This is a genomic window from Gilvimarinus sp. 1_MG-2023, assembly GCF_030548285.1.
The window spans coordinates 1-15,765 of the sequence record NZ_JAUOSC010000007.1; the positions used below are offsets into that span (position 1 = coordinate 1).

The 15,765-nt window shown below is 49.9% G+C and carries 9 protein-coding genes; all 9 read right to left on the minus strand.

Annotated elements, in window-relative coordinates:
• The coding region (locus tag Q4563_RS09580) for an MBG domain-containing protein (RefSeq protein ID WP_303604374.1) at positions 1-5,351 on the minus strand (5,351 nt) is incomplete at its 3' end.
• A 110-nt stretch (positions 5,352-5,461) separates the two neighbouring features.
• Complete coding sequence (locus Q4563_RS09585; RefSeq protein WP_215974670.1) at positions 5,462-6,016, minus strand: hypothetical protein; 555 nt, start codon at positions 6,014-6,016, stop codon at positions 5,462-5,464.
• A gap of 31 nt (positions 6,017-6,047) precedes the next feature.
• The gene (locus Q4563_RS09590) at positions 6,048-6,800 is read right to left on the minus strand and encodes a TlyA family RNA methyltransferase (RefSeq protein ID WP_303604375.1); all 753 of its coding nucleotides are present in this window, start codon (positions 6,798-6,800) and stop codon (positions 6,048-6,050) included.
• The gene (glmS, locus tag Q4563_RS09595; protein ID WP_215974672.1) at positions 6,800-8,629 is read right to left on the minus strand and encodes a glutamine--fructose-6-phosphate transaminase (isomerizing); all 1,830 of its coding nucleotides are present in this window, start codon (positions 8,627-8,629) and stop codon (positions 6,800-6,802) included. Before glmS ends, Q4563_RS09590 begins: the two co-directional genes overlap by 1 nt.
• A 52-nt stretch (positions 8,630-8,681) precedes the next feature.
• Positions 8,682-11,483: an insulinase family protein gene (locus tag Q4563_RS09600; protein WP_303604376.1), complete on the minus strand. Its 2,802-nt coding sequence runs from the start codon at positions 11,481-11,483 to the stop codon at positions 8,682-8,684.
• Between the two features lie 17 nt (positions 11,484-11,500).
• Positions 11,501-12,322, minus strand: a complete 822-nt coding sequence (locus tag Q4563_RS09605; RefSeq protein ID WP_215974674.1) for an undecaprenyl-diphosphate phosphatase — start codon at positions 12,320-12,322, stop codon at positions 11,501-11,503.
• A gap of 12 nt (positions 12,323-12,334) precedes the next feature.
• A complete protein-coding gene (glmU, locus tag Q4563_RS09610; RefSeq protein WP_303604377.1) occupies positions 12,335-13,702 on the minus strand; it encodes a bifunctional UDP-N-acetylglucosamine diphosphorylase/glucosamine-1-phosphate N-acetyltransferase GlmU in 1,368 nt (455 codons plus the stop codon).
• A 140-nt stretch (positions 13,703-13,842) separates the two neighbouring features.
• Positions 13,843-14,268 carry a F0F1 ATP synthase subunit epsilon gene (locus Q4563_RS09615; protein ID WP_215974676.1) on the minus strand — a complete coding sequence of 142 codons (426 nt, stop codon included), beginning with the start codon at positions 14,266-14,268 and terminating at the stop codon, positions 13,843-13,845.
• Positions 14,269-14,313: 45 nt separating this feature from the next.
• Complete coding sequence (atpD, locus tag Q4563_RS09620; protein WP_215974677.1) at positions 14,314-15,693, minus strand: F0F1 ATP synthase subunit beta; 1,380 nt, start codon at positions 15,691-15,693, stop codon at positions 14,314-14,316.
• Positions 15,694-15,765 lie beyond the last annotated feature (72 nt).

The window sequence follows — 15,765 nt, forward strand, 5'->3', positions numbered from 1 at the left end:
ACATTCTCGCCCGCGGCGCGGCTGAGGGTGCCGTCCAGCGTTTCACCTGCTGCCAGTGAGCCGTCGGTGACCGCCCAGCTCAGGGCGGGGTCATTTTCGCCGTAGACTTTTACCAAATCGGCGATGGTAACGGTAAGCTCGCGCGGGGTAATGGTAAGCACACCGTCTTCGACGCTGACCAGGTAGTTATCATTCATGACATCGCCACCCACATCACCCGTAATGGCGTAGTCACCGACATCGTCTCCGGCCTCGCGCGATAGCGCCACGGTGAAATCATCGCCACTGGCCGGCTCGCCGCTGACGCTGTAGGTGAGCGCCGGGTCCGCCTCGCCGTACACGCGGGATAAGTCGTCGATACTGATGGTAATCTCACGCGGGGTGATGGTGAACACACCGTCGACCAAGGTCACATCGTAGTTAGGGCTGTCCAGGTCACCGGTGATATTACCGGTGATGGCATAGCTGCCGACATCTTCGCCCGATTCGCGCGATAGGCTACCGGTTAAAGAGTCGCCCGAACCGAGCGAGCCGGAGGTAAGATCCCAGCTAAAGGTGGGGTCGGCCTCGCCGTAGATTTTGCTGGCGTCGTCAATGGTCACTGTGACCTCGACCACGGCTTGATCGATGGTGAGCACACCGTCGTTCATCACAATGTCGTAGCCGCTTTGGTTGGACCACAGCTCGCTCGGGGTAAGATCGTAGGTGCCGACATTCACCGCGCCCTGCGAGTCGCCGCTGTATTCTAAATCGGGGCTGTTAATGTCGTCCGAGCCGTAAGGCGTGCCGTTTTCGCCAAACACCGAAACAAACTCGGCGTAGTTGGTGCCGTAGCGTACGCCGGCACCGGTTGTCGCGTTAATATCGTGCAGGCCGTCGTAGGCCGCGCCATCGTAGACTTTGTAGTCGTCGTAAGCGATGACGTCGATTTCGGTTAAGAAGGAGCGGAGCAGTGGCGCCGATTGGCCTTCGTAGATTCGCCAAGTGGCGCCTGTGCCACCCTCAGCATCGATGTCCCAGCCGGTAAAAGACGCCAATTCCATAAACTCGGTGGTGGTAAGACCGACTGCATTCGATGTACCAAAATTCTGACCAACACCCGTCGCTACAACGCCCAAGTCCCAGTAACTGTTGTCGATTGAGCCTACATTGAAGCCAGCTAAACCACCTACATTCGTTGTTCCTGTTACCGCTCCTGTTGCGTAACCTTGTTCAATCTGTGAAATGTTGAAGCCTACTAGACCACCAATATTTTCAGCGCTATTTGTTCCCGTTACTTCACCTGTAGCATAACTATTAGAAACAGTTCCGATGTTGCGACCAGCTAACCCCCCGACATCGGTGTCACCCTGTACATCACCACTCGCATAACTACCCGAGATGTTTCCTAAACTTAAGCCAACTAAACCACCAACGGTATCAACACCTACTACCGATACATTAGAGCCATTATTTTGTTGATTCCCAGAAATAACATGGCCGATTAAACCACCAACATGCACGTTACCACTTACCGTGCCCGAAACTATGACCCCGCTTGTGGAACCATCGATGATCCCTGTAAGCACACCGGTATAATCATTACCTGTCACATCCGCAGAACTAATGACAACATCGGCCATGGTTGCACCCATGGAAAAACCGAAAAGGCCCACATTATCTTGATCAGAGCGATTAATGGTCAATTGTGAAATGACATTGTTAGCACCATCAAAACTACCAGCAAACGGTGTCGTGGTGTCTCCTACCGGCGCAAAACCGCGCCCACCCCAGATATCCGAATAGTTGCCAAGATCGCCCTGCGCCACACTGTCGGCCGTGGCCGAGGCGTCGATATCGGCCATAAGGATGTAGCTGCCACCTAAATCAGCGGCCATACCTTGCAGGTCGTAGAGGTTATGGATTTCACCGCCGCCCGAGAGATGGGCGCGCAGCATAGGGCGGGAACTGCCCTCGGCAATAAACCAATCGTTGGTAAAATCCAGCTCTTGGCCGGCTACTTCGTAGCTAGCCTGGTTGTAGGCATTGGGGCTACTGCCCCAGTCGCCCTGGACTTCATTGACCGTTTGGGCGTTAAGATCAGCCCCTATGGCATCGGCTTGGCCTGTGGTATCACTGTCCCAGTAGCTGGCGTTAACAGTACCGGAAACAGCATTTGCGCCCACCAGGCCGCCTACACTGGTATCACCATCAACCTCGCCCGTCGCGTAGCTGCTGGTTATGCTCTCATAGTTTAGTCCCACTAGGCCGCCTACATAGTTAGCACCATCAACCGCACCCGTCGCGTAGCTGCTGGTAATACTTCCACTTGTAGTGTTATTGCCCACTAGGCCGCCCACATAGTCAGTACCACCAACTTCGCCCGTCGCGTAGCTGCTGGTTATGCCCCCAATGTTTACACCCACCAGGCCACCCACATTGTCAGTACCACCAACTTCGCCCGTCGCGTAGCTGCTGGTTATGCTCCCTATGTTTTCGCCCACCAGGCCGCCCACTTGGATGTCACCATCAACCGCGCCCGTCGCGTAGCTGCTGGTTATGCTCTCTATGTTTTGGCCCACCAGGCCGCCTACATAGATAGCACCATCAACCGCACCCGTCGCGTAGCTGCTGGTTATGCTCCCATCGTTTCGCCCCACCAGGCCACCCACGTTGTTTTGTCCAGCAATAGATCCTCCCTCTAGGCCGATTCCAGTCAGGTTAGTGGTATTACTGGTGACGCTAAACAGACCCACATAATCCTGATCGGGTCGGTCGATAGTAAGACCCTCAATCACAAAGTCCTGACCATCGAGGCTTCCGGTGAAACGTAGTACTAAATTTCCGACAGGAGAAAACCCGCGACCACCCCACACATCGGAGTAGTTGCCGCCATTACCCGCCGCCACACTGTCAGCGGTGGCTGAGGCATCGATATCGTTGAGCAAGGCGTAATTGCCCGCGAGATTGGCGGCCATACCTTGCAGTTGATAGAGGTTGGAAATATTGCCGCCGTCTAAAAAGGCGCGCAGCATGGGGCGCGAGCTGCCCTCGGCGATAAACCAGTCGTCGGTGAAATCTAAGCCCGTATAAGATGTCTGGTTATAGGCATCAGGTGCACTCCAATCACCGTCTACAGCGCTTATACCGGCCGGAGTACTGCCATTAGCACCAAACGATTGGCCCGAAGTAAACGTATCCCAGTAACTGTTGGTGAAAGTGCTTCCGCCGCTACTACCCACCAAGCCACCTTCTGGCCCACCACCCGCAACTGACACCAAGCCACTCGCCCAAGAGTTATTAATGGACGATGTATTTGCCTGGCCAATGAGCCCACCGTTACCACCTGGGCCAGGGCCTGTAGCCGTGACACTGCCAGTAGCGTAAGTATCGTTAACTGAAAGACTATTTGCTCCCCCCACTAGACCACCAACGGTATGTTCACCGGTTACCGCAACATTAGCGTAGCTTTGTGAGATGGCGTTCAATGGATCTGCAAGCCCCATCAAGCCACCAACATTATGTGCCCCCGTTACCTCACCTGTGGCGTAACTGCCAGTGATTTGTCCAGCACTGTGTCCAACTAGGCCACCGACATAACCCTCACCGACAATATTAATATTGGTTAAACCCACATCTGTGATGGTAGCGTTCGACGCATTGGCAAATAGACCCACCGCACTTTCAGTAGGTCGGTTAATAGTCAAACCATTAATGACATTGCTGCCGCCATTAAAATCAGCAGAGTAACCATTCAGTTCATCACCAATCGGATCAAAACCCTCACCGCCATTCCAACCCGAGGTACCCGAGGCGTCAATGTCACTTACCAAAACGGCATCAGCATTCAACGTGGTATCCAGTCCCTGCAACCCAAATACGTCGGTAATTTGCAAAGCTGCACCGCCCACACTGCCACCGGTGGCACGGGTAAAGGTGCCGCCGTTAATCACAAAATCATCGGCCATAAATGTGGGCAGGGTGGCTGAAATTTGCGAAAAGTTACCGCTGTTTAAGGTAAAGGTGTCAACGTTAATATGGCCCTCGGCGCCGGTGGTGATGTTGCCCACGGCATTGAGAGTGAGACCGCCGCCGGGGGCGTGCAGATAGTCGTTAAAGGCAATGCCGCCATCGGCATCCAGGCTTAGGGTATTGCCGCTGGCCCAAATAATCGGGTCGGCAATGGTGATATCGCCGGCTCCGCCGCCAGAGTTGGCAGTTTGCAGTGTGACATTGTTGCCGGCCAAAGAGTTTTGCAACGCCTGGGTGTGGACGTGGCTGGTGCCATCGTTGCCGCCCATTTCGTCGTAGCTGATTTCCATGTTCGTGGGATCGAGCAACCAGGTGCCCGCTGCACCACCCGCGCTTGCGCTGGTAATAACAGCATCGGCACCAACTTTGACAATGCTGCCCGAGGTTTCAATAAAGCCGCCGTCGCCAGTTTCGGGGGCAGAAGCATCCAGCGTACCGCCGACACGCACAGTGCCACCCGTCTCAGGCGTCATGCCGCCCAGTAGTAAAATTTTGCCGTCTTGCTCTTGCAGGGTTTGCGCTTCAATCACGCCGGTGTTGTTGACCACGGTTTGCAAGAGCGCGTCACTGGCGTGGGCAGTCATGAGTACCTGGCCGCCGTCGGCCTGAATCAGGCCGTGGTTTTCCGCCAAGGCGTTCAGCGCGGCTTGGTCCACTTGTACATTCAGCAGGCCATCACCGGCAAAATCGAGGGTGATTTGGTTGCCCGCAGCCAGTGCCACATTGCCCAGCTTGGCGTGAATGACACCGCGGTTACTGACTTGCCCACCTAAAAGCGCTACCGCACCTGTGTCGGCAGCGGTGATTTCGCCTAAGTTTAATACCGAGGCGGGGGCGCCATTGCCGCTAAAGGTAAAGTGGGTATAGCCGGTGTGCGACACGTCCAACGTAGAAGCCACCAGGGAGTCGACGTTGACGCTGGCGTCTTGGCCAAACAGTACACCGTTCGCGTCCAACACAAAAACGCGGCCGTTGGCGTTAAGCTGGCCATTGATCTGGGTACCGTCGGCGCTGAAGACGCGGTTGAGCGCAATAGAGGTGTCATTCGGCTGCAGGAAGTTAACGATTTCGCTGGCGTCGATATCAAAGCTGTCCCACACGATGGTGGTGTTCTGGCTGTGCTGGTTGATATCGGTCATGTTGCCGTAGCGGTGGATGTTGGCATTGCCGTCGATCACTACGCCGCCCTCGGGCGCCGCCATGGCGCAATGAGCACTGGCCACGGCCAGTGCTAGCGCTAATTGCTTACCGGCAAACGTTCTTTTTCGGCGCCCACTTTTGGCGGCATCGATGTGCGACGAATTGTTTGTGTTCCCTTGAGTATTAGCGATTACGCTCATGACGATCCTCGAAAGCTGATGTTCGACTTAATGACTGGGTTTCTATGCAATTGCAAAGGCCTCTATTCTAAATCAGGGGCATTGAGATTAGATAGTAGCTGAACCAAGAATCACTGCAACTGAGCGATATTGTGGCTGAATATTCGCGCAGCCTGATCCAGGCTTTGTAACTTGAGCGGCAAGGTCAGCGTAATTGACTTATTCAGCGTCATAGCCCCGCGCCATACCGAATGTTGAGTGTAGGCGTTGTCTAGCCAGATTATTAATGTTTTATCACTCAGTTGGGTTGCATTAGCAAGGGCTGGTGCCACCCCAAAGCGAGTGATCATTTGCGCTTTTGACAGCTGGCTGTCGAGCACCAGGGCGCCTCGAATTAGATAACGGGCACGGCTTTCCTCCTCTGCAATCATCAAACCATCGGCCTCTAAGGCCGATAGCAGTAATTGCTGCCAGTGTTCAATTTCTTCGGTTGTGATTTCACTGGGTTTTGAGGCTAGTATTTCTAGAGGTGCACCCCAGGCGATAGCGTCGGTACTGTGTATTTGAACCCCCCGTGCCACGACACTGATAAAAGACTCATTATTAGCGTTATCGGTGGGTGGCGGATAAAAAACACACGCGTTCAACACTGCGTTAAGGCACAACAGACAAAACCATTTGACCATAAACGACTTTCCTTGCGGCGTTAGCAGGTTGCTAACGGCCCTTCTGCGCCCACACAAAAAACTCGCGGTTACCATCGCCGCCTTTTATCGGGCTGTCGAAGTAATCTTTCGCCTGTAGTTGATTGGCTTGGCAGTAGGCTTTGATTTTGGCTTGAACTTCTTTATATAGACTGGCGTCGCGCACAATACCGCCTTTTCCTATTCCCTCACGGCCTACTTCGAACTGCGGCTTAACCAAGCTGAGCAAATACCCGCCGGGAGCCAGTAATGGGGCCAGCGAAGGGTAGATCAGCGTTTGTGAAATAAACGAGACATCCATAACCGCCAAATCAAACCCGGCGGCGCTGTGAGTATCGCGCAGTGTTAAGGGTAGGGCACGGGCGTTAATTCCTTCGTAAACTGTAACGCGCGTGTCCTCGCGGATGCATTGGGACAGTTGGTCGTGGCCCACATCGACACCAACGATAGCATTAACACCAGCTTGCAATAAGCAATCGGAAAAACCACCGGTGGATTGACCCACATCGAGTGCCGTTACACCAGAAACCTTAATACCGGTATGTTGCAATGCACCCTCAAGTTTTAAACCACCTCGCGAGACGTAGCGATCTTCCTCGGTGGCGGTGACCGTCAACGGTGTATTTACCTCGATTTTTTGACTGGGTTTGGTCAACGGCAAGTTTGTATTACTGTCACTGACGCAGCCATTTTTAATCAGCTTTTGCGCATGAGCGCGACTGCGTGCTAAGCCGCGCACTACCAACTCAGTATCCAACCGATCCATTATTCGACAGTAACCGATTTGGCCAAATTACGCGGCTGGTCAACATCGGTACCTTTAATAATAGCGACATAATAAGACAATAATTGCAGCGGAATGGTGTACACCACCGGGGCCAGCCAAGGGTCGGTATGGGGTAGGTTAATAACCCGCATGGTGTCGTCCGATTGAAAATTAGCATCGATATCGGCAAACACATACAGTAAGCCGCCGCGCGCGCGCACCTCCTCAACATTGGATTTTAATTTTTCCAACAACTCGTTGTTAGGGGCAACCACAACAATGGGCATATCATCGTCAATCAGTGCCAAGGGGCCGTGTTTTAACTCACCCGCGGCGTAGGCCTCGGCGTGAATATAAGAAATCTCTTTGAGCTTTAACGCCCCCTCCATGGCGATAGGATATTGGTCGCCGCGCCCCAAAAACAACGTGTGGTGCTTATCGGCAAACTCTTTGGCCATGGTTTCAATAGACGAAGCAAGGTTAAGGGTTTCTTCTAATTTTTGCGGTAGGTTTTTAAGTGCGCTAACCAGCTGCTTGAGCTGCTCTGGGTTCATCTGATTGTGTTGCGCTAAAGACAGCACCAAAATCGCCAAGCCGACCAGTTGAGTAGTAAAAGCTTTGGTTGAGGCAACGCCGATTTCCACACCGGCGCGTGTCATAAACGCTAGATCGGATTCTCGCACCAACGACGATGCACCCACATTACAAATTGCCAGGGTAGCCAAATAACCCAAATGACGCGCCATTCTTAACGCGGCCAAGGTATCTGCCGTTTCACCGGATTGCGAAATCGTCACCAACAGACTGTTTTCGGGTACCACGGATTTTCGGTAGCGGTACTCTGAGGCAATCTCGACACTGCAGGCAATACCAGCCAAAGATTCAAACCAATAGCGCGCGACCATTGCCGAGTGATAACTGGTGCCACAGGCGACTATTTGTACGTGGCGTACTTGGGCAAATATTTTCGTGGCCTCAGTGCCAAACGCTTGCTCTAGCACATGATCTTGAGCCAGGCGCGACTCCAGCGCGTTACGCACAGCCTGGGGCTGATCGTAGATTTCTTTGAGCATAAAATGGCGGAAATCGCCTTTGTTGCCCGCGTCGTAACTGGCGGTAGATTCTTGCGCAGGGCGGTCAACTTCTACTCCGTTGGCATCTTCAATATAAACATGATCGCGTGTGATTAAGGCAACATCGCCTTCTTCTAAATAAATAAATTGGCGCGTTACCGGTAAGAGGGCGAGCGAGTCTGAGGCGACAAAGTTTTCTCCTATACCTAAACCAATAACCAGCGGGCTTCCCGAGCGGGCCACTACCAGTTGCTCTGGGGTATTTTTATCCATTACCACGGTACCATAGGCGCCACGCAACTTCTGGGTGACGGCCTGAACGGATGCCAATAGATCGTTACGTTGTTGTTGCTCTTTATGCACAAGGTGAGCAATCACTTCGGTATCAGTTTGTGATTGAAAGTGATAACCCTCAGCCACAAGTTCTTGGCGCAGCTCCTGATGGTTTTCAATAATGCCATTGTGCACCAGGGCAATATTGTCCGAACTGGTGTGAGGATGGGCGTTATTCTCGCTGGGCTCACCGTGAGTTGCCCAACGAGTATGGGCAATACCAGTGCCACCAATTATTGGGTTTGTCATAGCATCGGCCAAGGCTTGCACCTTACCCAAGGCACGAATTCGCTCTATGGTATTCTCTGGATTGATGACCGCTAAACCAGCAGAGTCGTAACCTCTGTACTCCAGACGTTTTAAGCCTTCTAATAATATTTGCGCTACATCGCGCTGGGCGATGGCCCCAACTATTCCACACATAATCTTTCACACTCTCTAATCGTAGCGCGCGGGCATTGCGCGTACTGTTTTGTTATGGGCTAACAAAAAGCTCGCCTTGTAACTGGACAGTTACACGCTCTGCGTTATCGCCGAGCAGTAGGCTATCGTATAACGATAGAACCTGGTTTTTACTGGTTGCTTCTATCGCTTCAGTCAGTTTTTGTCGGGTGTTAAAGTCATCATTACCCCGATAAAAATCATTGAGAAACCTTGGGTATTCATCGGAAAAATTACCCGGTGGCTGATTAATTTGCGCTATCAGTGTTGTACGTAAAGTATCAAACACACTTTCATCAAGCTCAGCCAGATCGCGTCTATAGTCTTTAATGAATAGGTCAAACCGCGCCTGTAGAGGCTGCAATGCGGTATTTTTCGTTTGTGTGTAAATCATTAAGCCCCAATGGTAACCAATGCGATCAATACTTGATCCCACAATATAACCCACTTGTTCTTCGGTTCTTAATTTGTTGTACATGGCTTGATTGAATACCGAGTTTAGCAATAACAACTCGGCACCGGTGGTTAACTTATCGACCGGAGAGTAAAACGCATTGAGTAAGGCATTGTCGGTATGTTGGGTGGTACCGTTGTGCTCTATTTCTATACCAGCTTTTACCGGCTTGTACTCACTCAAGTAGCGCTCTTGGGCTTGCCAGTTGCCAGGTAAAAGTGCTTGGGTACTAGCGGCTATTGCCTCCACATTCTCTGGGGTGTAGTTACCAAAGGCATAAATACGAATTCTATTGTTTAACAAAATTTGACGGTGATATTGCTGTATATCTTCTGGCCTAACCTCTGCGAGTGCTTCAGCCAATTGCTGATCAGTCCAACCGTGAGTCGACATTAAGCGATTTAATTCGGTGAAAAGTTGCCTATTAGGATCATCTTTTTTTCGCCCCTGTAGCCAATCATTAAACCCTTCTTTCGCAATGGCAAACGATTGCGCATCAAACTCTAGATTAATCCAACGCTTGAGCATTCTTGCAAACAGAAGAGGGTGTTTTTCTGTATATCCTGACAGCGTTAAGGCGTGATTTTCTCTGGGGCGCTCAATCCCCATACCAATACCAGCGCGACCCGCTTTATCCCTTAAGGCAGTGGTTTTTTGGGCAAAAACACGATTGATTAGATCGCTCATTACTGAGTTTTTAGCACTCTTAACAGGTAAGTTTGTATTAAACATCACCTGTACATAACCGTATTCTGACTGATGGTATTGGCTGTGTGTTAACCAGGCTTCTATACCGGGTTGATTTACAATACGTTTAGGAGAAGCTAGATCATTATCGACAATCTGTGCTTTGCCCGAGCTAAACAGGTCATTTTCTTCCGGTAAAGATAACTGCTGTTTTTTGGCTTTTTCTTGCCATAGTTTGAGTTCTTGCTCAGTGATGGGGCGAATAGCGTACTGACCATCGTAGTAGGGTATATCTTCAGTGACCTCAACACTTGGCAAGATATGCCAAATACGGGCAAGCTCTGGTTGCATTCGATCCAATATCTGTTGAATTTTTTGCGGATGAAACTCACTTAATACATAGTTTGCATTAATAAGATTTTCTATCGGCAAATCGAACATAGCCCGGGAAAAATGTAATGCTTGTCGGTACGCCTGTGGCACTTGTAAATCGGCAAAGCGTTTGTCTAGCATTGCTCGATATTCTTTGAAATATACCTCATCAACTCCGTTATTTTTAATTTTTTCAATATACGAAAATACCGTGGCAATTATATCGTCTTGATAGTCTACGCCGGTTTCGGTCAAGCCAATGTTAATGGTGAAAATACCGTCAGAGCCATAATATTGCGGGCTTACACTGGCAGTAAAATTATCCACCCAGCCCTTAGCTCTTAATACTTGTGCGGCGGTTCCGGGCTCTTCAGAGCTAATCAAGTTGGCAATAAAACGATTGGGTTTATAGGGCCACTGATTTGAATTGTCGTCGATTGAAAATTCAATCACCAGCTCACGCATTGGTTTTTTCGGCTGGTAATCAATATGCTTGCCTAGCTGGGCTGCTGTTAGACCTTGTACGGCAATGCTGGGGCGTGCAATGTTTTTGTTTTCAATAGCTGTAAAATTTTCACGCGCTATTTTTTCCAAATCACCAATAGGGAGATTGCCAAAAACAACCAGTTTCATGTTATTGGCAGAATAGTACTGTTGATACAAACCCAGCATCGCTTGGTAGACGTCTACATTGTCGTTATTTTGCAATGTCTCAAGATTACCAACCGACATTCTCGTCGCAGGGTGTGCGGGGTTAGCGGTGATGCCTCGCAACCGATTAATAATTCGGCCGTCTTGGGTGCGGCCCATAGACCACTCGCTATCGACAGCGTGTTTTTCTTTGGCGCTGTACTCTTTATCAAAATTCGGAGACTTAAAATAATCGCTAAAACGATCTAGCGCTTCTTCAATGGCTTTTTCACCAATTTGAAAAAAATAATTGGTATGGTCGGTGGCGGTATAAGCATTGCTAAACCCCGCATTTTTTTGTACGTAGGTTTGAAAACCATTAGCTTCTGGGTATTTTTCTGTACCCAAAAACAACATGTGCTCCAGATAATGCGCTAAACCCGGTATAGCCTCAGGGTTGTGATAACTGCCCACACCCACACTTAATGATGCACCGGCTACCTCTAATGAAGGGTCTGATATCAGTACAACATCCAGCTGATTATCTAACTGCACGGCTTTATAAGCTCGCTGATCATTAGGGCTTTTTATAATCATTAAATCTTCTTTATCGCTTTGATGGTGGTTAGCACTACAGGCCGTTAACAGTACGGCGATCGTGGCTAACAGAGGGAGACTTAATAAATACTTCATTTGATTGATTTTTCCGTTCAGTAATATAAGTAAAGCAAATAACCACCTAGCAACAGGCGATACCAAACAAAAGGCTGTAGTCCGTATTTTTTAATCAGTGCGAGAAACCAGTGAATACACGCATAAGCACTGATGGCTGAAAGCCCCGTACCGACTATTAGAGGAAACAAGGCTGTCTCTGTCGGCTGAGCCTGCAACTCTATGGTTTGCAGGCCTGCGGCAAGCGCAATAACCGGTATACTCAACAAAAATGAAAATCGTGCGCTGGCTTCACGAGTCATACCTGTCATTAGACCTGCTGTCATGGTAATGCCCGAGCGTGATGTGCCGGGTATTAATGCCAGTACTTGACTTAAGGCAATAATCAACACTTGACGATTGGTCATACTGTGTTCATCGGTAAGCACAGGTTTAACTTGTCGCTTTTGCGCTTGAGCATAACGCCAATCGGCCCACCCCAACAGTAAACCAAAAACAATCAAGCTATAGGCCATGTACACGCCTGTGCGCAAATGTTCTTCAATCACTGATTTGGCCAGAAGACCAACCAACCCTACCGGGATAGTGGCCAGAATAATACTCCAGGCCAGTTTTGAGTTAGAGGTATGTACACCATTAAAACTTTTGCACCAGGCTATAAAAAGCTGAAATATATCTTTTCTGAAATACGTAACAACCGCTAATAAACTGCCAAAATGTAATGCAATATCAAAAGCCAGCCCTTGATCTTGCCACTGGGTAAACAGTGGAATTAATAACAAGTGGGCACTGCTGGAGATCGGTAAGAATTCCGTCAGCCCCTGAATAAGAGATAAAACAAGTACTTCAAACCATTGCACTATTGTTCTCTCTTATTGTTTGGTTGGTTTTTGCCAACCCGGTAAATTACGCTGTTTAGCGCGGGCAATGGCTAAGTCTTGTGCTTCTGTACTTTTGGTAATAGTGCTGCCAGCACCGATACAAGAGTCGCGGGCCAACTCAACCGGAGCAACTAGTGCCGTGTTAGAGCCGACAAAACAATCATTGCCAATCACTGTTTTAAATTTGTTTACACCGTCATAGTTGCACGTAATAGTGCCGGCACCAATATTAACCCCAGTGCCCATATCGCAATCACCAATATAGCTTAGGTGATTCACCTTGCTGCCTTTACCTATTACAGACTTCTTAATTTCAACGAAGTTTCCAACTTTTGCCTTAGCCTGTAACACGCTGCCCGGTCGCAAACGGGCGAAAGGTCCAACGGTACAGTGAGTATCCAGTTGGCTGTTGTCGATCATCGAGTTAGCTTCTATTCGACTACCCGCGGCGATTGTGGCGTTTTTAATAATGCAGTTGGGGCCGATGGTTACACCATCACCGAGCTCTACATTACCTTCGATAATAACGTTGATATCAATGCATACATCTTGGCCAAATATAAGGGAACCACGACAATCAAAGCGAGTAGGATCGAGCAACATCAAACCTTTTTGCATATAGGCATTGGCCTGATTTAACTGATATTGGCGCTCCAAGGTGGCTTGTTGTTGTCTGTTATTCACACCTTCCACCTCCCACAAGTCCTGGGGCTGACAGCTGGTAATAGTTGTGCCGTCGCGCTTGGCCATGGCAACGATATCGGTTAGGTAATACTCTTGTTGGGCATTGTTGTTCGATAGCTGCGGCAACCAGTCACGCAGTTTATCGGTGGGAACTGCCATGATTCCGGTGTTGATTTCAGCTATTTTTTTCTGCGCATCACTGGCGTCTTTTTCTTCCACAATGGCTACAATACTGTTGTCGCTTGGCTCGCGCACTATACGCCCATACCCGGAAGGGTCTGCCAGGTTAACAGTCAATAGCGTCAATTGTTCCCCGTTACATTGGGCTGATAAACGCTGCAGTGTTTTCGGTTGGATTAACGGTACATCGCCATACAGAATTAATGTTGTGGTCGACTCGCCAAGGTGGGGTAGGGCAGCTTGAACGGCATGACCGGTTCCCAGCTGCTGATTTTGCTCGGCCCATTGCACTGTTTGACTGGAAAAGTTTTCTTTCACCTCTGCGCCACCGTGCCCCACTACGATCACTGGAGGTGCATTATTGCCAGGCAATGCACTAGCGGCTTGATATACATGACTCACCATTGGCAAGCCTGCAATAGTTTGTAGGACCTTGGGCGTAGCCGAGCGCATACGGGTGCCTTTACCCGCCGCCAAAATCACAATATCCAGCACTGATCAACTCCAATAGACGTATGTTTGAGGGGTAAGCGAATGATACCAATATCTGACAATGCCCGCTGAGAGTTAAAGCTCTAAACGAAAAAAGGGCAGCCGAAGCTACCCTTTTTAATGCCGATGTACCTTGGCGTGAGTTACTTCCGCGCTTTGCGTCTAATCGCCTGTAAAGCGCGCAATTGAGCAGAAGCTTCGGCCAGCTGTATCGCCGCCTTGGAATAGTCCATTTCACCGGAGTTATTCAGCAGCTTAGCAGCGGCTTGCTTTTTCGCGTTTTCGGCAGCGGCTTCATCCATATCGCCGGCGCGCAGGGCGGTATCGGCCAAAATGGATACATGATTCGGCTGAACTTCCAAGTATCCACCGGATACATAGAAGACTTCCTCTTCACCGCCTTGCTTTTTGATGCGAACAGGACCAGGCTCTAAGCCAGTCAGCAGTGGTGCGTGACCATAGGTTACACCCAGGTCACCCAGGCTACCTGTTGCCACAACCATCTCTACCAAACCGGAAAAGATCTCTGTTTCTGCACTAACGATATCGCAATGGACAGTCATTGCCATAATCTGCCTCTCAAGCTTTTAGGGAGCGGCTTGCGCCGCGCCCAATTACTTCATTTTTTCGGCTTTCTCGACGGCTTCGTCGATAGTACCAACCATGTAGAACGCCTGCTCTGGCAGGTGATCGTAATCGCCAGCCAAAATACCCTGGAAACCACGGATGGTTTCTTTCAGGGATACGTACTTACCAGGCGCACCGGTGAATACTTCCGCTACGTGGAAAGGCTGAGACAGGAAGCGTTCAATCTTACGGGCACGTGCTACGGTCTGCTTATCTTCTTCAGACAGTTCGTCCATACCCAAAATCGCAATAATGTCTTTCAGCTCTTTATAACGCTGCAACACCATCTGTACACCGCGCGCGATGTCGTAATGCTCTTGCCCAATGATTAATGGATCAAGCTGACGCGAGGTTGAATCCAGCGGGTCGATAGCGGGATAAATACCTTTAGAGGCGATGTCACGGCTCAAGGTTACGGTTGAGTCCAAGTGAGCAAAGGTGGTCGCTGGCGATGGATCGGTCAAGTCATCCGCAGGTACGTAAACGGCCTGAATAGAGGTAATAGAACCGGTCTTGGTCGAGGTAATACGCTCTTGCAGTACACCCATTTCTTCGGCCAGAGTTGGCTGATAACCTACCGCCGATGGCATACGACCCAACAGTGCCGATACTTCGGTACCCGCCAGGGTATAACGATAAATGTTATCGACGAAGAAGAGTACGTCTTTACCTTCATCGCGGAATTTCTCGGCCATAGTCAGACCGGTCAATGCAACGCGCAGACGGTTACCCGGTGGCTCATTCATCTGGCCGTAAACCATGGCAACTTTATCCAGTACGTTGGACTCTTTCATCTCGTAGTAGAAGTCGTTACCTTCACGAGTACGCTCACCCACACCGGCAAATACAGACAAACCGCTGTGCTCTTTGGCGATGTTGTTGATCAGCTCCATCATGTTAACGGTCTTACCAACACCGGCACCACCGAACAGACCAACTTTACCACCCTTGGCGAATGGGCATACCAAGTCGATAACTTTAATACCGGTTTCCAGCAATTCATCGGAAGCTGCCAACTCTGCGTAAGCAGGGGCTTTACGGTGAATTTTCATACGGTCTTTTTCACCGATAGGGCCGGCTTCGTCGATGGGGTTACCCAACACATCCATAATGCGACCCAAGGTTTCAGCACCTACAGGTACTTTGATCGCTTCATTGGTGTTTTCGACATCCAGACCGCGACGCAAACCTTCAGACGAACCCAGTGCAATAGTGCGTACCACACCGTCGCCCAATTGCTGCTGAACTTCCAAGGTCAGGTTTTTCTCGGTGATAGTCAGTGCGTCATAGACTTGAGGCACTGCATCACGTGGAAATTCCACGTCGATCACGGCACCGATGATCTGTACGATACGTCCGCTACTCATTTCCGATTCCTCTTTATTTCAGGCTCTTAGCCTGAAGGTTTAAGCTAAATTCTTCACAATGGCGTACGGGAT

What these genes read in the sequence shown, in the direction of transcription:
- Q4563_RS09585 (WP_215974670.1), bottom strand. Translation starts at nt 6,016, where the DNA reads ATGGTCAAATGGTTTTGTCTGTTGTGCCTTAACGCAGTGTTGAACGCG.
- Q4563_RS09590 (WP_303604375.1), bottom strand. Translation starts at nt 6,800, where the DNA reads ATGGATCGGTTGGATACTGAGTTGGTAGTGCGCGGCTTAGCACGCAGT.
- glmS (WP_215974672.1), bottom strand. Translation starts at nt 8,629, where the DNA reads ATGTGTGGAATAGTTGGGGCCATCGCCCAGCGCGATGTAGCGCAAATA.
- Q4563_RS09600 (WP_303604376.1), bottom strand. Translation starts at nt 11,483, where the DNA reads ATGAAGTATTTATTAAGTCTCCCTCTGTTAGCCACGATCGCCGTACTG.
- Q4563_RS09615 (WP_215974676.1), bottom strand. Translation starts at nt 14,268, where the DNA reads ATGGCAATGACTGTCCATTGCGATATCGTTAGTGCAGAAACAGAGATC.
- atpD (WP_215974677.1), bottom strand. Translation starts at nt 15,693, where the DNA reads ATGAGTAGCGGACGTATCGTACAGATCATCGGTGCCGTGATCGACGTG.